Source organism: Phaeobacter sp. A36a-5a, from assembly GCF_037911135.1.
Lineage (GTDB): Bacteria > Pseudomonadota > Alphaproteobacteria > Rhodobacterales > Rhodobacteraceae > Phaeobacter > Phaeobacter bryozoorum.
The window spans coordinates 1,286,645-1,304,841 of record NZ_JBBLYU010000001.1 but is presented as its reverse complement, the minus strand read 5'-3'; the positions used below and the strand labels follow the sequence as shown (position 1 = coordinate 1,304,841).

General features: G+C 61.0%; 21 protein-coding genes. 16 read left to right on the top strand and 5 right to left on the bottom strand.

Features of this window, described 5'->3' with window-relative positions:
- Nucleotides 1-66: 66 nt before the first annotated feature.
- The 7 genes from WLQ66_RS06160 to WLQ66_RS06130 all read left to right on the top strand — a co-directional run bounded on the left by WLQ66_RS06160 (nt 67) and on the right by WLQ66_RS06130 (nt 6,814).
- Nucleotides 67-969 (top strand): DMT family transporter, encoded by a 903-nt coding sequence (locus WLQ66_RS06160; protein WP_340545475.1) that lies wholly within the window; start codon nt 67-69, stop codon nt 967-969.
- A 106-nt stretch (nt 970-1,075) separates the two neighbouring features.
- The gene (locus tag WLQ66_RS06155; RefSeq protein WP_340545474.1) at nt 1,076-2,233 is read left to right on the top strand and encodes an OmpP1/FadL family transporter; all 1,158 of its coding nucleotides are present in this window, start codon (nt 1,076-1,078) and stop codon (nt 2,231-2,233) included.
- Between the two features lie 200 nt (nt 2,234-2,433).
- The gene (locus WLQ66_RS06150; RefSeq protein ID WP_340545473.1) at nt 2,434-3,297 is read left to right on the top strand and encodes an ATPase; all 864 of its coding nucleotides are present in this window, start codon (nt 2,434-2,436) and stop codon (nt 3,295-3,297) included.
- A 65-nt stretch (nt 3,298-3,362) separates the two neighbouring features.
- The gene (gene metA, locus WLQ66_RS06145; protein ID WP_340545472.1) at nt 3,363-4,280 is read left to right on the top strand and encodes a homoserine O-acetyltransferase MetA; all 918 of its coding nucleotides are present in this window, start codon (nt 3,363-3,365) and stop codon (nt 4,278-4,280) included.
- Nucleotides 4,270-5,274: an alpha/beta fold hydrolase gene (locus WLQ66_RS06140; protein ID WP_340545471.1), complete on the top strand. Its 1,005-nt coding sequence runs from the start codon at nt 4,270-4,272 to the stop codon at nt 5,272-5,274. The genes metA and WLQ66_RS06140 overlap by 11 nt, the downstream gene beginning before the upstream one ends.
- A gap of 60 nt (nt 5,275-5,334) precedes the next feature.
- Nucleotides 5,335-6,204, top strand: a complete 870-nt coding sequence (gene ppk2, locus WLQ66_RS06135; protein WP_340545470.1) for a polyphosphate kinase 2 — start codon at nt 5,335-5,337, stop codon at nt 6,202-6,204.
- A complete protein-coding gene (locus WLQ66_RS06130; RefSeq protein WP_340545469.1) occupies nt 6,197-6,814 on the top strand; it encodes a TetR/AcrR family transcriptional regulator in 618 nt (205 codons plus the stop codon). Before ppk2 ends, WLQ66_RS06130 begins: the two co-directional genes overlap by 8 nt.
- A 101-nt stretch (nt 6,815-6,915) precedes the next feature.
- Here the strand turns inward: WLQ66_RS06130 and rpsI are convergent, their stop codons facing one another.
- Both rpsI and rplM read right to left on the bottom strand, forming a co-directional pair.
- Complete coding sequence (gene rpsI, locus WLQ66_RS06125) at nt 6,916-7,401, bottom strand: 30S ribosomal protein S9 (RefSeq protein WP_024097369.1); 486 nt, start codon at nt 7,399-7,401, stop codon at nt 6,916-6,918.
- Nucleotides 7,402-7,406: 5 nt separating this feature from the next.
- Nucleotides 7,407-7,865 (bottom strand): 50S ribosomal protein L13, encoded by a 459-nt coding sequence (gene rplM / locus WLQ66_RS06120; RefSeq protein ID WP_260101830.1) that lies wholly within the window; start codon nt 7,863-7,865, stop codon nt 7,407-7,409.
- Nucleotides 7,866-8,161: 296 nt separating this feature from the next.
- On the opposite strand from rplM, the gene WLQ66_RS06115 reads away from it, so the two are divergent.
- A complete protein-coding gene (locus WLQ66_RS06115; RefSeq protein ID WP_340545468.1) occupies nt 8,162-8,686 on the top strand; it encodes a hypothetical protein in 525 nt (174 codons plus the stop codon).
- A gap of 96 nt (nt 8,687-8,782) precedes the next feature.
- Here WLQ66_RS06115 and WLQ66_RS06110 read toward each other — a convergent pair whose 3' ends face one another.
- Complete coding sequence (locus tag WLQ66_RS06110) at nt 8,783-10,198, bottom strand: aminotransferase-like domain-containing protein (RefSeq protein ID WP_340545467.1); 1,416 nt, start codon at nt 10,196-10,198, stop codon at nt 8,783-8,785.
- Between the two features lie 91 nt (nt 10,199-10,289).
- Here WLQ66_RS06110 and WLQ66_RS06105 point away from each other — a divergent pair, with 91 nt between their 5' ends.
- The 4 genes from WLQ66_RS06105 (at nt 10,290) to asd (ending at nt 13,184) form a co-directional block, all read left to right on the top strand.
- Nucleotides 10,290-10,523, top strand: a complete 234-nt coding sequence (locus WLQ66_RS06105) for a DUF1127 domain-containing protein (RefSeq protein WP_340545466.1) — start codon at nt 10,290-10,292, stop codon at nt 10,521-10,523.
- A 212-nt stretch (nt 10,524-10,735) separates the two neighbouring features.
- Nucleotides 10,736-11,257, top strand: coding sequence for an adenosylmethionine decarboxylase (gene speD, locus WLQ66_RS06100; RefSeq protein ID WP_340545465.1), 522 nt, complete (start codon nt 10,736-10,738; stop codon nt 11,255-11,257).
- Nucleotides 11,254-12,108: a polyamine aminopropyltransferase gene (gene speE, locus WLQ66_RS06095; protein ID WP_340545464.1), complete on the top strand. Its 855-nt coding sequence runs from the start codon at nt 11,254-11,256 to the stop codon at nt 12,106-12,108. Before speD ends, speE begins: the two co-directional genes overlap by 4 nt.
- A gap of 185 nt (nt 12,109-12,293) precedes the next feature.
- Nucleotides 12,294-13,184: an archaetidylserine decarboxylase gene (asd, locus tag WLQ66_RS06090; RefSeq protein ID WP_340545463.1), complete on the top strand. Its 891-nt coding sequence runs from the start codon at nt 12,294-12,296 to the stop codon at nt 13,182-13,184.
- Nucleotides 13,185-13,187: 3 nt separating this feature from the next.
- Here asd and WLQ66_RS06085 read toward each other — a convergent pair whose 3' ends face one another.
- Nucleotides 13,188-13,610 carry a PaaI family thioesterase gene (locus WLQ66_RS06085; protein WP_340545462.1) on the bottom strand — a complete coding sequence of 141 codons (423 nt, stop codon included), beginning with the start codon at nt 13,608-13,610 and terminating at the stop codon, nt 13,188-13,190.
- A gap of 128 nt (nt 13,611-13,738) precedes the next feature.
- Here WLQ66_RS06085 and WLQ66_RS06080 point away from each other — a divergent pair, with 128 nt between their 5' ends.
- The 4 genes from WLQ66_RS06080 (at nt 13,739) to gluQRS (ending at nt 17,757) form a co-directional block, all read left to right on the top strand.
- The gene (locus WLQ66_RS06080) at nt 13,739-14,527 is read left to right on the top strand and encodes an enoyl-CoA hydratase (RefSeq protein WP_340545461.1); all 789 of its coding nucleotides are present in this window, start codon (nt 13,739-13,741) and stop codon (nt 14,525-14,527) included.
- Between the two features lie 366 nt (nt 14,528-14,893).
- Entirely contained in the window at nt 14,894-16,237 is a 1,344-nt protein-coding gene (gene trmFO, locus WLQ66_RS06075; RefSeq protein WP_340545460.1) for a methylenetetrahydrofolate--tRNA-(uracil(54)-C(5))-methyltransferase (FADH(2)-oxidizing) TrmFO, read from the top strand.
- Nucleotides 16,238-16,270: 33 nt separating this feature from the next.
- Nucleotides 16,271-16,885 (top strand): class I SAM-dependent DNA methyltransferase, encoded by a 615-nt coding sequence (locus WLQ66_RS06070; protein ID WP_340545459.1) that lies wholly within the window; start codon nt 16,271-16,273, stop codon nt 16,883-16,885.
- Nucleotides 16,882-17,757 (top strand): tRNA glutamyl-Q(34) synthetase GluQRS, encoded by an 876-nt coding sequence (gene gluQRS / locus WLQ66_RS06065; RefSeq protein ID WP_340545458.1) that lies wholly within the window; start codon nt 16,882-16,884, stop codon nt 17,755-17,757. The genes WLQ66_RS06070 and gluQRS overlap by 4 nt, the downstream gene beginning before the upstream one ends.
- 56 nt (nt 17,758-17,813) lie before the next feature.
- Here the strand turns inward: gluQRS and hisI are convergent, their stop codons facing one another.
- Nucleotides 17,814-18,191, bottom strand: a complete 378-nt coding sequence (gene hisI, locus WLQ66_RS06060; RefSeq protein ID WP_340545457.1) for a phosphoribosyl-AMP cyclohydrolase — start codon at nt 18,189-18,191, stop codon at nt 17,814-17,816.
- Nucleotides 18,192-18,197: the final 6 nt, after the last annotated feature.

Sequence of the window (18,197 nt, the reverse complement as noted above, 5' to 3'; positions counted from 1 at the left end):
GCAGAGATGACTTGACCCGCCTGCTAAATTAGCCCTTCTTCGTGACCAACGGGCAAAGGGGCGGCCATGGCGCAGGGTGAGTTCAGAATAGGCACGGCTGCGCTCTGGATGGTCGGGGCGATTGTCTCGTTTTCCTCGATGGCCATCGCTGGCCGCGAAGCCGGGTTGAGCCTCGACACCTTTGAGATCATGACCTATCGCAGCGCCGTCGGGCTGGTGATTGTTGTCATCTGTCTGACCGCCACCGGCAGCTGGGGCCAGGTGCGGCGCGATCGGCTGGGCCTGCATCTGATCCGCAATGCCGCCCATTTCACCGGACAGAACCTGTGGTTCCTTGCGGTAACGCTGATTCCGCTTGCACAGGTTTTTGCGCTGGAGTTCACCTCGCCGCTCTGGGTGCTGCTGCTGTCACCGTTGCTGCTGGGCGAGCGGCTGACGAAGCCCCGCGTATTGGCCGCCGCGCTAGGCTTTGTCGGCATTTTGATCGTGGCCCGCCCCAGCCCGGAGACGTTGAGCCTTGGCGTTTTTGCGGCAGCGGCCTCAGCCATCTTCTTTGCGCTAACCATCCTCTTCACCAAAAGGCTGACCCGGCACGAGCCCATCAGCTCCATCCTGCTCTGGCTCACGCTGCTGCAACTCGGCATGGGGCTGGTTATATCGGGGTGGGACGGGCAGATCACTCTCCCAAATGCCGCAACGGCACTTTGGCTGCTGATTATCGGCTGCGCCGGGCTTGCGGCGCATTTCTGCATGACCAAGGCGCTCTCCATTGCCCCGGCCACCGTTGTGGTGCCGATTGATTTCGCCCGACTACCCACCATCGCCGTGGCCGGAATGTTGATTTACGGTGAAGCGCTTAACCTCTGGGTACTGATCGGGGCTGCGGTGATTTTCTGCGCAAACTACATCAATATTCTGGATGCCGCCGGACGTTTCCGCGCGCCCCGCCGACACGGTCATTCTGCCTGATTTTCTTGCCGTTGATTGCCTTTGCGTCAACATTGACCGAAAAAAACCCCCTTGCTAGCTTTCCTCAATGTAAAACCAGGCGCCCAAGTCTGGACAGGGAGGAACAATGAAACGCTATCTTGCAACGTCAGCAGCGCTGGCGCTGGCTTCCGGCGCAGCTATGGCAGGCGGTCTTGACCGCACCGGCCAGCCCGTTGGGATCATCTTTGAAAAAGGGAACTACGCAGAGCTCTCGTTCTCGCACACCAACCCGGATGTAACCGGCACGGACGTGCGGACGCTCAACCCTGCCGGAACCCCGAGCGGCAATGTCGCACTGAGCTTCAACCAGATTTCCGGTGGCATCAAATACGACCTGAACGACCGCGTATCGTTCTCGATGATTTTTGACCAGCCGTGGGGGTCGGACGTCAGGTATCCGAGCGCAGATGCCAACCCGATCACACCCGGCTCTTTCCTGCTTGGCGGAACCACAGCGATTGCCGATTCAGAAGCAATCACCGGGATCGTTCGCTACAAGTTCAACGAGAATTTCAGCGTGCACGGTGGTATTCGTTACCAGCAGATCAAGGGCGACATCACCCTGAAAGGGCTTGCCTACAACAGCCCCTTGACACCCGGCAATGATCTCGACGGTTATAACGTCAGAGTAGCGCGTGATGGCGCGGTTGGCTGGCTGGTTGGTGGTGCCTATGAGCGTCCCGACATCGCCCTGCGCCTGGCTGTGACTTATCAATCTGAGATCGAGCATACCTTCGCCACCACCGAAAGTCTGCCGGATGTCCCGGGCACGACCTTCAACGGATCGACGACAACCAAGACTCCTCAGTCGCTTAACGTTGATTTCCAGACCGGTATTGCTAAGGACACGCTCCTGCTGGCCGGTATTCGCTGGGCCGAGCATAGTGTCGTCAAACTACGCCCCAGCACTGCCAATGTCGATCTGATCGACCTGTCTGACTCGGTGTCCTACACGCTGGGTGTCGCGCGCCGGTTCAACGAAAATCTAGTCGGCTCGATCAGCCTCGGCTATGAAGCCGAAGACAGCGACAATCTGGTGTCGCCGCTGGCCCCGACCAATGGCTACAAGAGCATCTCAGTCGGGCTGCAATACACCAAGGATCAGTTCAAGATCTCGGGCGGCGTGCGCTATACCGACCTTGGCGATGCCTTTGCTGAGACCGGAACGCCGGATGTCGCCCGCGCCTCCTTCAGCGGCAACAAGGCGGTCAGCGTTGGCGTGAAGTTCGGCTACTACTTCTGATCCTGGCGTAGACCTGCGTGCGCCACAGGCAGCGCTGGAACAAAGACAGGTACAGGACCAGTTCTCCCCCGCATCCTATGGTGCGGGGGTTTTGCGTGGTCCATCGCCAGCCGCCGCGCCCAGGTCCTCCAGCGCTGCCGATTGACCCGCAGGCCCGGGGCGATTAGCAAGGCAAGGAACCAGAAGGGACCGGATTTCACATGCTCTATTCGTCTGCCGAAGATTGGCGCAATGCGGCGCATAAGCGGGTTTTGTTCTTTGGCATGTCCGGACTGGGCAAAACCTATATCAGCAATATTCTGCGCGGCGCGGGCAGCTGGTTCCACTACTCGATCGATTATCGGATCGGCACCCGATACATGGGCGAATATATCGCCGACAACGCCAAGGCAGAGGCGATGAAAGTGCCGTTTCTACGCGATCTGCTGCTGTCGGATTCGATCTATATCGGCTCCAATATCAGCTTTGAAAACCTGACACCCGTTGCCTCCTATCTGGGCAAGCCCGGCAATCCGGCCAAGGGCGGGCTGGCAATGGCGGAATATACCCGCCGCCAGGACCAGTTTCGCACCGCGGAACTGAACGCGCTGCGCGATACCGGTTATTTCATCGACCGGGCCGAGCGGCTCTATGACTATCCGAATTTCATCTGCGACACCGGCGGCAGCATCTGCGAATGGGTCGATGCCAATGATCCAAGCGATCCGCTGCTGAGCGAGCTTGCTAAACACACGCTGATGGTCTGGATCAAGGGGGACGACGCCCATACCCAGGAGCTGATCCGCCGGTTTGATCGCGCCCCCAAGCCCATGGCCTATGAACCGGCTTTCCTCGCCCGCGTCTGGCAAGAGTATCTAAAGGAAAACCACCTATCTGAAAACGAGGTGGACCCTGACAGCTTCATCCGCTGGACCTATGCCCAGGCGCTGGCCCATCGCCAGCCCCGCTATGCCGCCATGGCTAAGAACTGGGGCGTGACGGTCACGGCGGATCAGATTTCGGGCATCCGCAACGAGGCCGATTTCACAGATGTGATTGCGGGCGCTCTTGAGGCGCGCGGCTAGGCCTTCTACATCACAGCGCCAAGACTCCGTCCAGAACGGGCGGAGCATAGACCAAAGGACACGACATGCCGATCAAGATCCCTTCTGACCTGCCCGCCTATGACGTTCTCACGAACGAAGGCGTGATGGTCATGTCGCCGGATCAGGCGGCCCGTCAGGATATCCGTCCGCTGCGCATCGGCCTGCTCAACCTGATGCCGAAGAAGATCCAGACCGAGAACCAGTTTGCCCGGCTTATCGGCGCCACACCTTTGCAGATCGAGCTGTCCCTGATCCGCATGACCGAACATCAGACCCGCAACACCGCCGCAGAGCATATGGCGGAGTTCTACCGGCCGTTCCAGGAGATCAAGGACGAGCGTTTTGACGGTCTGATCATCACCGGCGCGCCGATCGAACATCTCGAGTTCGAGGATGTCACCTATTGGGATGAGCTGTGTGAGGTCTTTGACTGGACCCAGACCAATGTGCATTCCACCTTTGGTGTCTGCTGGGGCGGCATGGCGATGATCAACTATTTCCATGGAGTGAAGAAACACCTCTTGGATCACAAGGTCTTTGGCTGTTTCCGGCATCAGAACCTTGATCCCGCATCCCCTTATCTGCGGGGGTTTTCCGATGACTGTGTCATTCCCGTGTCGCGCTGGACCGAAATCCGCCAATCCGAAATTGATGCCCGACCCGGCCTGCGCAGCCTGCTGGGCAGCCCCGATGCCGGCCCCTGCCTCATCGAGGATCCCAGCCACCGTGCGCTCTATATCTTCAACCATTTCGAATACGACAGCGATACGCTGAAGCAGGAATATGATCGCGATATCGCCAGCGGCACGCCGATCAATATTCCGATGAACTACTACCCGGACGACGATCCCAGCCGCAAACCGCAGAACCGCTGGCGCAGCCACGCGCATCTTCTTTATGGCAACTGGATCAATGACATCTACCAGTCCACCCCGTTTGATATGGCGCAGATTGGGCGTTAAGCGCGTGCTGACAGCCGGTCTGATTCTGGCGCTTGCGGCTGGCGGAACGCTGTGGCGGGCCAAGGCTCGCGAGGCGGACGCCATCGCCGACTATCCGCCGCTCGGCAGCTTTGTCACGGTTGATGGCCAGCAGCTGCACCTGCTTGATCTGGGGCAGCCGACACCCCGGCCCGACGGGCTGCCTGCGGATGCGGCAGCGCCGGATCTGGTGTTGATCCACGGCGCCAGCGGGCACATCCGCGATATGACCTTCCGGCTGGCCCCGGCCCTCAGCAGCCGCTTCCGGGTGATCATCGTGGATCGCCCCGGGCTGGGCTATAGCGATTCCACCGGTGGCGCGCAGGCGTCCCTCAGCAAGCAGGCCGCCATCATTCGCCAAGCGGTTGCCGCTCTGGGTGCGGAGCATCCCATCGTGCTGGGCCAGAGCTATGGCGGCGGTGTCGCCCTCGCCTGGGCGCTGGATGCGCCCGACAGCCTCTCGGCGCTGGTCACGGTCGGCGCGGTCTCCCATCCTTGGCGGACGCCGCTCAGCACCTTTTACAAGGTCACTTCCTCGCCGCTGGGCCAACGGCTGGCGGTGCCGCTGCTGACCGCCTATGTGCCCGAAAGCACCATTCGCGACACCCTGACCGAGGTCTTTGCGCCGCAGGCCGTGCCAGCGGGGTATTTCGAACATTTCGGCCCGGGGCTGACCCTGCGCCGCTCCGCGCTGCGGGCCAATGCGCGGCAGCGCGCTGACCTTCTGGCCGAAATCAGAGCGATGGCCCCCCGCTACGGCGATCTCAGCCTGCCCATTGAGGCGGTTCATGGCAGCGCCGACACCACGGTGGGGCTGGATCTGCACGCGCGCCAGCTGGAGCGCGATGTCCCCTCGCTGAACCTCACGGTGCTGGATGGCGTCGGCCATATGCCACATCAGGTGGCCACCGATGCAGTTGTGGCGGCAGTAGACCGGGCGGCGGCGCGGGCAGCTACGGCACGGAATTTGCGTTAAAACGATTCACATTTCGCCGCAAAGCCCCATATAAGGGACAGAAGACAGAAGGAATTTTCTATGCCCCTGCCCTTTGACGGCGCAATCAGCGCGTTCTACGAGACCAAGGCCCCAGAGGAAATCCGCGCCGCGATCAAAGCTTCGCAGAAGGATGACCTGCTGGATCCGGGCTTTCCCTATGACACGCGGATGAGCCGCAAGCGCTATGAGAAAGAGATGGCGCGGCTTCAGATCGAACTGGTCAAGATGCAGTCCTGGGTGCGTGAGACCGGGGCACGTGTCGCCATTCTCTTTGAAGGGCGCGACGCCGCTGGCAAGGGCGGCACCATCAAACGGTTTCGCGAAAACCTGAACCCGCGCGGAGCGCGGATCGTGGCGCTGTCAAAACCCAGCGAGCGGGAACAGACCCAGTGGTATTTCCAGCGCTATATCACCCATCTGCCCGCCGCAGGTGAGATCGTCTTCTTTGATCGCAGCTGGTACAATCGCGGCGTGGTCGAGCCGGTCTTCGGCTTTTGCACCGACGGTCAGCGCGAACGGTTCTTTGATCAGGTCAACGGCTTTGAGGAGGCGCTGGTCGAGGACGGGATTCAGCTGTTCAAGATCTGGCTCAACGTCGGACGCGCCGAACAGCTGCGGCGGTTCCTCTCGCGCGAGACCGATCCGCTGAAGCAGTGGAAACTCAGCCCGATCGACGTCAAAGGGCTGAGCCTCTGGCAGGAATACTCCACCGCCATTACGGATACGCTGACACGTAGTCACACCGAGCACGCCCCCTGGACCATCGTGCGCTCCGACGACAAGCGCCGGGCCCGGCTGGCCGCCATTCGCCGGGTGCTGCACGCCGTCGATTACACCAACAAGGACGCCAAAGCGCTTGGCGATCTGGATGATTCCATCAGTGGCGGACCGGATCTCTGGGATGCCTAAGCGGGGGTATCACCACGGCAACCTGCGCCAGGCGCTGGTCGAAGCCGCATTGAAGCTGATCGAGGCCAAGGGCCCCACCGGCTTTACCCTGTCGGAGGCGGCCAAACAGGCCGGCGTCACCCCGGCCGCGGTCTATCGTCACTTCAACGGGCGCGAGGATCTGATCGCCGAGGCAGGCCGTCAGGGCTATGTGATGTTTGCCGATCTGATGCAGCACGCCTATGACAAATATCAACCTTCGGCCCTGGCAGCGTTTGAAGCGACGGGCCGGGCCTATCTCGCCTTTGCGCGCAAACATCCAGGCCATTACATCGCGATGTTCGAAAGCGGGATCTCCGTCAACCGTACGCCTGAGCTGGCCGAGGCCGCCAACCGCGCCCGCGCCATTCTGGAACGCGCCGCCGCAGATCTGAGCAAACATATCCCGGCCGAAAAACGCCCGCCCGCCTCGATGTTCTCGGCGCATGTTCTGGCGATGAGCCATGGCGTGGTGGAGCTCTATGCCCGGAACTCTCCCGGTGCGGCCTCCCCCTTCCCGCCCGAGGATCTGCTGGAGAGCGGCATCGGCATCTACCTGCGCGGGCTGGGCCTGATCGAACCGGACAGCTAAGACTGACCGCCGCGCAGGCTCAGGCAGCATTCGGACAATCCACACAAAGAAAAGGCCGCAGATTGCTCTGCGGCCTTTTCCAAATCCATGTGATCCAGCGATTAACGCTTGGAGAACTGGAACGAACGACGCGCTTTGCGGCGGCCGAATTTCTTACGCTCGACAACACGGCTGTCGCGGGTCAGGAAGCCTGCGGCTTTCAACGCGCCACGCAGCGACGGATTGTACAGCTGCAGTGCTTTGGAGATGCCGTGCTTGACCGCGCCGGCCTGACCGGAGAGGCCACCGCCCTTGACGGTTGCGTAGACGTCGAATTCGCCTTCGACACCGGCAACCTGGAACGGCTGGCGCAGGATCATCTGCAGCACGGGGCGTGCAAAATATGCGTTCAGCTCTTTACCGTTGACGGAGACCTTGCCGGAACCCGGCTTGATCCAGACGCGGGCAACCGCGTCTTTCCGCTTACCGGTGGCATAGGCACGGCCCAGCTCGTCGCGAACGGGTTCGCGCACGATGGTTTCTTCGGCTACGGTTTCTACGCCTGCAACGGCGCCGAGCTCTTCGAGAGTGTTGATCTGATCAGCCATCGGTCTCAGCTCCGGGTGTTTTTCTTGTTCATGGATTTGACATCCAGAACCTCGGGGGACTGGGCTTCATGCGGGTGCTCGGCACTTGCATAGATGCGCAGGTTGGTCATCTGCTGACGCGACAGACGGTTGCCGGGCAGCATCCGCTTGACGGCCTGATAGACAACGCGCTCGGGGTGGGCACCGTCCAGGATTTCCTGTTTGGTGCGGGATTTGATACCACCGGGGTGGCCGGTGTGCCAGTAGAAGTGCTCTTCGCGCTTCTTGCCGGTCATCTGGATCTTGTCAGCGTTGATCACGATGACATTGTCGCCCATATCCATGTGAGGAGTGAAGGACGGCTTGTGCTTACCACGCAGGCGCATGGCGACGATCGAGGCAAGACGGCCCAGCACCACGCCTTCGGCGTCGATGATGATCCACTTCTTCTCGATGTCTGCCGGTGTAGCAGAGAAGGTTTTCATAGCAGGTCAATCCTGTTTGACGTGAAGGGCACCCCCAAAACGGCGCGCCCGAATTCGATGGACGGGGTTTACGGCAGGCCTGCGCATAGGTCAACACCCTGAAATCAGATTAAAATGTTTAAAAACAGCATCTTACAAAATAGGTATTATAATACCCCATATTTGAACACCCTCGGATACGCTCCTGCCCCGATCCAGACCGCATCTGTCGTCGCGGAACAGGTCGGGGCGCCTTTTCAGCCGGTGTTTCACACGCTAAAGCTGCACCGGAAAGACAAATTATAGGATCCTACTACATGTTTCGAAAACTTGCTCTGGTTGGCGCCCTGCCGCTGGCCCTTGGTGCCTGCATGCAAAACGCCGAAGTCACCGCTCCCCCGGTGACGGTCGCGCTCAAGAATCAAGGCTCAACAGCGCCGCGCGTTCAGGGCTACAAAGAGCTGACCTTCCGCACGCATGTCGTGCTGGACAAGGAAAAGATGAAGGCGACAGGCGGTCAGCCCAGCAGCGCCAACATGCGCGAAGTTGTAGGCGCCCGGTGCACCGTCGAAAGCGCCGAATTCAAGGCGACATTCATCACCCCGGCTCTCGTCAATGTTCCGGTGCTCAAACGCCGTCCGACCCCGGCCTATGTGCAATGCGACGCGGGCCAACAGTCCGGCCAGACCACGCTTAAACCTGAGCTGAACGGCACAGTGGTTGGCGGGGCCTCGGCAGCAGGTCTTCTGGCCGCTGCCATCACCGCTGGCATCGCTGCTGGTCGCGACAACTGGTCTTTTATCGGGAACCACACCTCGGGCGTGTCGATCCTGGTCGAATAAGCACCCCGGTCGATCACCGCTTACATATAAGGGGGGCCTGAGTGTTCAGGTCCCCTTTTCCTTTGCCAAACAGCCCGCCCCGAGCCGGGCAACGGTTCAGACGCTGATCTGCTCCGGTGGGTTGTCGAGCAGTGCGCGCAGCCGCAGCATTGCCTCCTCAAACCGTTTGGGCGTGACGTGGCCGTTCACCGCGATCCGCACCGCATTGGGCGCGCGGCCGTCGCGCAGGGCGAATTCATCGGCCGAGCGGATCTGAACCCCCTGCGCCTCTGCCGCGCGGGTGAACGCGGCCGAACGCCAGCCCGATGGCAGCCTTAACCACAGGAAGGACACGCTGTCCGACCAGACAAGTTCAAAACTGCCCAGAGCGTTGACGGCAATGCGGACGTATTTGGCCATCTCCTTGCGGACATCGCGCACCAGCTGCGGCGTGCGGGGGTCGGACAGCAGGATACGGGTCAGCTCCGCCAGTGGCTGTGCGATTCCGAAATAACTGTATTCCGCCGTACGCCGCAGATCGGCGCCACGCCCCTTGGGGGCGAGTGCAAACCCCACGCGCAGCGCCGGTGTTATCGTTTTGGAAAATGAGGTGACATGCCAACCCAGCTCAGGAGCAAGCACGCGGTAGCTTGGCGCACGCGCCTCCCCCATCCGGTAGCAGTCATCTTCTATGATCTGAACCTCGTGGCGCCGGGCGATCTCGACAATCTCCTTGCGACGCTCCAGCGGCGTATAAAGCCCGGTCGGATTATGCACCTCCGGACTGGTGCATAGAACGGTGGCGCCCGTCTTGCGAATGGCGAGTTCCAGTGAATCCGGCAGGATGCCCTTGTCATCCATCGCCACCCCCACAACCCGGGCGCGCGCCAGCTCTGCGGCGCGCCGAAACCCAGCATATGAGAGATCTTCGACCAGAATCGTCGGCTGCGGCCCCTCAAGCACGGTTTGCAGCACCGTCAGGATGCCGTTCTGCCCGCCGTGGGTCAGCACGACGTCATTCTGATGCACATTGCCCAGCAGCTCATCCGAGAGCCAATCGGCAACCACCTCGCGTACCGGTTCATAGGCATCGCGTGTGGGGTAGTTCAGGAATTGCAGCGGATCGCCCTGGGACACTTTCGCCATCGCCTCGCGCAATGCCGCAACCTGACCAACATCCGCGAGGCGGGGACTGAACAGGCTGACGTGGCCGGGATTACTGGCCTCCAGCAGATGCAGCTGGCGCGACCAGACATCATCCAGCACCTTGGTTTCCGGTTCCGCCACAAAAGTCCCGCGCCCGACCTCCGCCTGCAACAGCCCGTCATCGGTCAGGAGCGAATAGGCCCGCGCCACCGTGCCGGGGGTGATCTTCAGCTGATAGGCCAGCTCCCGCACCGGCGGCAGCTTTGTACCGATACAAAGTGTGCCATCTTCAACCGCCGCCCGGATGGTATCAGCCACCCGTTGATATTTCGGCCCGGATCGCCCGGAAAGATCAGCCGGCAGCTCGTTTGGCCAAATTGTACCCATTACAATCCTTTCTTGGACAAGATGTCGCGCAAATTGTACCCATTGATTGTGATATAAACACAGGATTGTATCAATACAATAGGAAACTGCCATGACACAGAACGCAACACCCTCTTCGCCCGACATGATCTATCTTTCCAGCCGCCCCACCCTGCCGGTGCTGGCTGAGATCGCGGTCTCCTTTGCGGTTCTGGTCACCAAATGGACCGTGCGTCAGCGCACGCGACAGGCATTGCGTCAACTGCCGCCGGAACTGCTCAAAGATGTTGGGCTGACCCGCGAGGACGCCGAGTATCAAGGGACTCTTCCGTTCTGGCGCCCATGATCCCCGGGCAACGGAACCACCTGATGACCGGGGCTTGCCCCGGTCTTTTTTATGGCACGATGGTGTTCATTTTACAAAAAACCCCTTGATCGAATCCCGCCCCCACAATAGATGCCCCCTCACTTTCGGTACCGATCCCAACCCCGGACTCTTATCCGGGGGGGCGCTAAGGGCCGGCTGGATTGTCATCTACTGGAACGAAGGGGAGTGTCATGACGGACGCCAACCTCTTCCAACTGGGGATCGGTCTGGAGACAGGCGCCCAAGAGGAAGATACCGCCCGCAGTGCAACCACTGCGATCGTAAACTCACTTGTGGATTCGGATCGCGAAGACCATTTCATCCGTCGGGATGGAAAGGTATTTGCCGGAACCCATCTCATTATCGAGGTCATGAACGGCAGCGGTCTGGATTGCGAAACCCGCATTCAGAACGCCTTCCGCAAGTGTGTCGAAGTCTGTGGCGCAACGCTGCTGCACATCCATACGCATAAATTCTCGCCGCAAGGCGTCTCCGGCGTGGCCGTTCTGGCCGAAAGCCATATCTCCGTCCACACCTGGCCCGAGATCGGCTATGGCGCCTTTGACGTCTTCATGTGCGGCGATGCCGAGCCCTGGAAAGCGGTTGATGTGCTGAAAGAAGCCTTCGACACACCGACGGTTGCGGTGCGCGAACTGCTGCGCGGCGAGGAGTTCCTGGCAAAGGGCATCCTGACCAAGGAAGTGGCGGCATGAGTGATCACACCTGGATCACCGAAGGCCTACACGCCCATTACGCCCAGCGTTTGCGCGTCGATGAGATGCTCTATGACAGCAATACCGAGCACCAGCGTCTGAAGGTGTTTCAGAACGGCCAGTTTGGCCGCATTCTGACGCTGGACGACGTGGTGCAGACCACCGAAGGCGACAATTTCATCTACCACGAAATGCTGACCCATGTGCCGATCCTGGCGCATGGCAATGCAAAGCGCGTGCTGATCATCGGCGGCGGCGACGGCGGTATGGCGCGCGAAGCGCTGCGCCACCCATCGGTCGAGCATGTCACCATGGTTGAAATCGACGGCGGTGTGGTGGAATTCTCCAAAGAATACCTGCCGATGCTGAGCGATGGCGCCTTTGATGATGCCCGCCTCAATCTGGTGATCAACGATGGTGCGCTCTTCATGAAAGAGAACACCGAGAAATTCGATGTGATCATCGTCGATTCCACCGATCCGATCGGCCCCGGCGAGGTACTGTTCACCGATACTTTCTATGGCCACGCAGCCCGTTCGCTGACTGAGGATGGCATCATCGTGACGCAGAATGGCGTGCCCTTCATGCAGGGCGATGAGCTGACCGGCACCCTGCGGGCGTTTCAGGCGCTGTTTGCCGATGCCTCCTGCTATCTGGCCACCGTGCCGACCTATGCGGGTGGCCCGATGGCGTTTGGCTGGGGCAGCCATTCGGACAAGGCGCGCAGCGTGAGCCTTGCGGATCTGGAGGCACGTTTTGCCGCCGCGGGGATCGACACCGGCTATTACAACCCGGAGGTTCACAAGGCCGCATTCGCCTTGCCGAACTATGTGAAAAAGCTGTTCCCGTAAGGGGCAGGCATCAGGGGGCTTCGGCCCCCTTTTTCGTTGCTCTCCTGGCAAAAAATCACGTCGCACGGACACCGGACCTTCGGGCCGTGGCGGCCTGCCCGTCGCCTTGCGCTCCAAATCCCCCTTGGCGTGACTGCCGCTTCTTGCTAGGCGCGGCGGGAGCGAAACAAAATCTGGCAGGCCCCATGCAGCGCGACCCTATCCTAGTTGTTGACCGCGACACCGGAGACACCTTTGAAGAGGTCGTTCTGGGTGAAAAATGGATCCGCTGGGCCTATCAGAACGCCAGCGCAAAACCGGTGGAAAAACTGTTGTTCCGCTCCGCCCTGATCAGCCGCCTGATGGGAGCATGGTTTGATTCGTCCCTCTCCAGAGGGAAGATCCAGACCGTGGTCGACGATCTTGCCATCGACATGAGCGAGGCAACGGAACCGACGGAAAACTATGCAACTTTCAACGCCTTCTTTGCCCGCCACCTGAGGCCGGAGGCACGTCCCTACAGCGACGATCCCAGCGAAATCGTCAGCCCCGCCGATGGTCGGGTGCTGGTCTTTCCCGAGCTGGCGGAGGATGTCTTTGTCCCCGTAAAGGGGCATCCGATGTCGGTGCGGACCATGCTGCCCGGTATTTCTGACCGCTTTGTTGGTGGCGCGTTGGCCATCGTGCGGCTCTGTCCTGCGGATTATCACCGCTACCACTTCCCGGCCGCCGGTCGCATCACCGCCGCGCAGGATATTCCGGGCGCGCTGCATTCGGTGAACCCCATCGCGCTTGGCGCAGGTCCGGATGTCTTTGGCGAGAACAAACGCAGCTGGACCCTGATCGACACAGACACCATTGGCAGCTACGCCTTTGTCGAGGTCGGCGCCTTTGGCGTTGGCTCCATCGTCAACACCCGCACCTCGGGCGCGGTGCAGAAGATGGACGAAAAGGGCTATTTCAAATTCGGAGGCTCCACCGTTGTGGTGGTGTTCGAACCGGGCCGCGTGCAGTTCAGTGACGATCTGGTCACCAATAGCGCCAGGGGCCGCGAAACCCTGGTGAAAGTTGGCCAGCCGCTGGCCACCGCGCTCTGACGCCTATCGCTCTGGCGGGATGGCATAGGTCATGGTGGAGCGGGCCACCGGACGCGGATCCCCTTCGGAGAATAACAGCACATCGCCGACCGCCAGCTGGCGTCCCAGTTTCAGCAGCTTGCCTTCGGCAATCAGGGGCGTGCCGCCTGCCGGTTTGCGCATGAAGTCGAACGAGGCATTGGTGGTCACCGCCAGCGCCTTGCGCCCCAGCCGCGACAGCACCAGCGCATAGATGGTGACATCGGCCAGACCAAACATCGACGGTCCTGAAACGGTCCCACCGGGGCGCAGGTGACGCTCATCCACCAGAAGCCGCATTGTGATCCCGTCCTCATCCAGCCGGTCAATCACAAAATCATTGGCCACCTCTGCAAACACCTCATGCAGATAAGCTCCCAACCCTGCGGCATCAAACGCCAAGCCCATGCTGTCTCTCTCCCTCACTGTTGCCGGTTCCCTGCGAGCCGATGTCGCATGGGGTGGCGGCGCAATACCGGTTCCCCCCTAAGTGCAACATGTTCTAACGTTGGCCTTAATCCGGGGAGGGACACAAGATGACAATTTTGGAACGTCACGACAGCAACGGCATCGCCACGCTCCATCTCAACGCGCCCGAGCGGCTGAATGCGCTGTCGGACGGGATGCTGGCCGCACTTCAGGGGCAGATCGACAGCCTGCGCGACGACGACGAAACCCGCGTCGTCATCCTCGCCGGACGGGGCAAGGCGTTTTGCGCGGGCCATGATCTGCGTGAAATGACAGCCGGGCGGCAGGCCGAGGATGGCGGACAGGCCTATTTCGCCGATCTCTTTGCCCGCTGCACCGAGGTGATGCTGGGCCTGCAACAGATCCCGCAGCCGGTAATCGCACAAGTCCACGGTATTGCCACCGCAGCCGGCTGCCAGCTGGTGGCCTCCTGCGATATGGCCGTCGCCGCCGAGGGCACACGCTTTGGCGTCAATGGCGTCAATATCGGCCTGTTCTGCTCCACTCCCATGGTGGCGCTGACCCGGAATATCTCGCGCAAACATGCCTTTGAAATGCTGACCACCGGCGATTTCATTGACGCCACCCGCGCCGAGGAACTGGGGCTGATCAACCGCATCGCCGCAGCTGAGGATCTGACCGAGACCACAAATGCCCTCGCCCAAACCGTGGCAAGCAAACTCGGCGCCGCCGTCAAGATCGGCAAACGCGCGTTTTACGACCAGCTTCAGCTGCCCACGGCCGATGCCTATGCCCACACCGGCGCCGTCATGGTCGAAAACCTGATGCTGCGGGATACCGTCGAAGGCATTGATGCCTTTCTGGAAAAACGCGACCCGGACTGGAAAAATCGCTGATCTGCTCAAAAAATCTAAAAGACATCGAAAATTTTAGCCTTTGTTTACGATTGGTGATTTATTGTTTCCATGTCAGGTCTTTCAAACAAGGCAAGATCATGGCAAAGATTGGGCAGGGTTGGTGAGACATGGTCACGAACCCCAGCACAATTAGGGTCGCTGATGCGGACCGTCCCTCCACCGGGTCTCTCCCCCGGCCAGACAGTTCCCCAGCGACCCCAATACCCCTCCCGCTCAGACCAGTCGACATTTCCACTGCTTGCGACAGGCTCGCTCGGCCCAAAAAGCACCAGTTTTTCGTGCCGATCTGCACAAGCCGCACCGCGCAATATTGCGTGACGGCCCCAGCTGCCCTATGTGGCGGGCATGACAAAAACATTGCATATCGTGGGCGGCGGCATGGCCGGCTCAGAGGCCGCATGGCAGGCCGCACATATGGGCGTAGAGGTGGTGATCCACGAAATGCGCCCAAAGGTGGAAACCTTTGCCCATCAGACCGGCAATCTGGGCGAGATGGTCTGCTCCAACTCTTTCCGCTCAGACGATGACGAGCAGAACGCCGTGGGCCTCCTGCATTGGGAGATGCGCGCAGCCAACGGGCTGATCATGTCCACCGCCGAACAACACCGCCTGCCCGCCGGTGGCGCATTGGCGGTGGACCGCGAGCCTTTTGCCGAAACCGTGACGGCCCGGCTGAAAGCGCTGCCGAATGTCGCCGTTTCTTATGAGGAAATCACCGAGCTGCCCGCCGATGGCCACTGGATCTTTGCCACCGGCCCGCTGACTTCGCCTGAACTCGGCAAGGCCATTCAACGTGAGACCGGCGCCGAGGCGCTGGCCTTCTTCGACGCCATCGCCCCGATCATCTACGCCGACAGCATCGACATGTCGCAGGCCTGGATGCAGTCGCGCTACGACAAGGGTGAGACCGAAGAAGAGCGCACCGCCTACCTCAACTGTCCGATGGACAAGGATCAGTATGAAGCGTTCATCGACGCGCTGCTGGCCGCCGACAAGACCGAATTCCACGAGGGTGAGACCGCAGGCTATTTCGATGGCTGCCTGCCGATCGAGGTGATGGCCGAACGCGGCCGTGAAACCCTGCGCCATGGCCCGATGAAACCGGTGGGGCTGACCAACCCGCACCAGCCGGAGGTCAAGGCGCACGCGGTGGTCCAGCTGCGGCGCGACAATGCGCTTGGAACGCTGTTCAACATCGTCGGCTTCCAGACCAAGATGAAATACGGCGCCCAGACAGAGGTGCTGCGGATGATTCCGGGGCTGGAAAACGCCAGCTTTGCCCGCCTCGGCGGCATCCATCGCAACACATTCCTGAACTCCCCCACCCTGCTCGACGCGCAGATGCGGCTGAAATCAAAACCGCATCTGCGGTTTGCCGGCCAGATCACCGGGGTCGAAGGCTATGTGGAAAGCGCCGCCATGGGCCTGCTGGCCGGCCGTATGGCCGCTGCCGAAATCCTTGGTCAGGGGCTACCAGATGTGCCGCAGGACAGCGCCATGGGCGCCCTGATCCATCACATCACCGGCGGCGCCGAGGCCAAGACCTTCCAGCCGATGAATGTGAACTTCGGCCTGTTCCGCCCGATCGATGGTCTCAAAGGCGGCCGCCGTGGCCGCAAGGACCGCTACAAGGCCTATACCGACCGGGCCAAAGCCGCGTGGCAGGACTGGCTTGGCAACTTTTCCTAGACGCTTCGGGCGGCGAAGGCATAAACTGTCGTCATGAGCAAAAAGTTCCTCGACAAATCCTATGACTTGGAAACACAGGAAGCGACCCTGGCGCATTACGACCAATGGGCCGCTTCCTACGATGCCGAAATCGCCGAGAACGGTTACGCGACGCCGGGACGGATTGCCCTGGCGCTGGCGAAATTCCAATCGGACATGAGCGAACCCGTTCTGGATTTTGGCTGCGGCACCGGCCTGTCAGGTCTGGCACTGCGCCTCCAGGGGTTTGAAACCGTCGACGGGATGGAGCCCTCCGCCCGGATGCTGGAGCAGGCCCGTGCCAAAGACGCCTACCGCCAACTGACGCAGATCGACGCCGCCGACCGCCAGCCGATCCCCAAGGGCGCCTATCGTCTGATCACCGGCTGCGGCGTTCTGGGCACCGGTGCCGCTCCGCCTGCGGTCTTCGACAGCATCCTGCACGCCCTGCCGCGCGGCGGCCTCTTTGCCTTTTCCTACAATGATCACGCACTGGAGGATCCCGCCTATACCGGCAAGCTCAACGAATGGCTGGATTGTTCGGCGGCACGGCTGCTGTTTCGGGAACACGGTGACCACCTGCCCGGAATCAACCTGAAGTCCACCGTTTATGTGATTGAGAAAGCGTGACATTCGCAACCCGATTTGCGCCATCCCCAACTGGACCGCTGCACCTCGGCCACGCCTATTCGGCGCTTCTGGCACATGATATGGCGCGGGCAGCGGAGGGCATTTTCCTGCTGCGCATCGAAGATATCGACCAATCCCGCTCCCGGCCCAGCTGGGAGGCGCAGATCTATGACGACCTGCATTGGCTCGGCCTCCGCTGGCCGCAACCGGTGATGCGCCAGTCCGAACGGCTGCCACGCTATCGCGCCGCGCTGGATCAGCTTGCGGCAATGGGGCTCACCTATCCCTGCCGCTGCAACCGCGCCGATATCGAGGCCGCCGCAGGCGCGCCGCAAGAAGGCGTACCGCAATTCGGCCCCGACGGGCGCATCTATCCGGGCAGCTGCCGCAGCCGCGCAATGGCCGACGCCGCACCGCAGGACGTGATACGGCTCAACATGGCAAAAGCGCTGGATGCGGCCAGCCTGCGCAGCTTCTCGGAAACCGGCCTATCCCATCAGGGCCGGCACCGGCTGAACCCCGATCAGCTGCTTACCGCGGTCGGCGATATTATCCTCGTCCGCCGCGGCATGGGCAGCGCCTACCACCTCTCCGTAGTGGTCGATGATGCCGATCAGCAGATCAACCATGTCGTGCGTGGAGAGGATCTGTTCGAGGCTACGCAGATCCACGTGCTGCTCCAGGCACTGCTCGGCCTGCCGACACCCATCTACCACCACCACGGGCTGATCCGCGACGATCAGGGCAAGCGACTTGCCAAGCGCGACGATGCCCGTGCCCTCGCCAAATACCGCGCCGAAGGCGTCAGCCCGTCGCAGATCCGCGCCATGGTCGGCTGCGCTGCGGTGCCCGAACAGACATCTTCTGGCTAGAAATATCCCCGCCGGAGGCACGGCCCGCACCGGGCCGTCCCCTCAGCCGGTTGCTGTCAGACCATCGGCGCCATCAGCTCGACCTCATCGCCATCGCGAAGGGCCGTATAAAAACAGCTGCGCCGGTTGGTGTGGCAGGCAGGCCCGGTCTGACGCACCACCGCCAGCAGGCAATCGCGATCGCAATCCACGCGCAGATCGACCAGTTCCTGCACATGTCCCGAGCTTTCGCCCTTGACCCAGAATGCCTGCCGCGACCGCGACCAATAGGTGACCCGGCCACTGTCCAGCGTCTGTCTCACCGCATCGGCATTCATCCAGGCCATCATCAGGACCTCGCCGCTGCCCTCCTGCTGCGCGATGCAGGGGATCAACCCGGCCTCATTGTACTTTAGGCTAAGAGGATCAAACGACATGGCAAAAACCTTTTGCATCTGGAG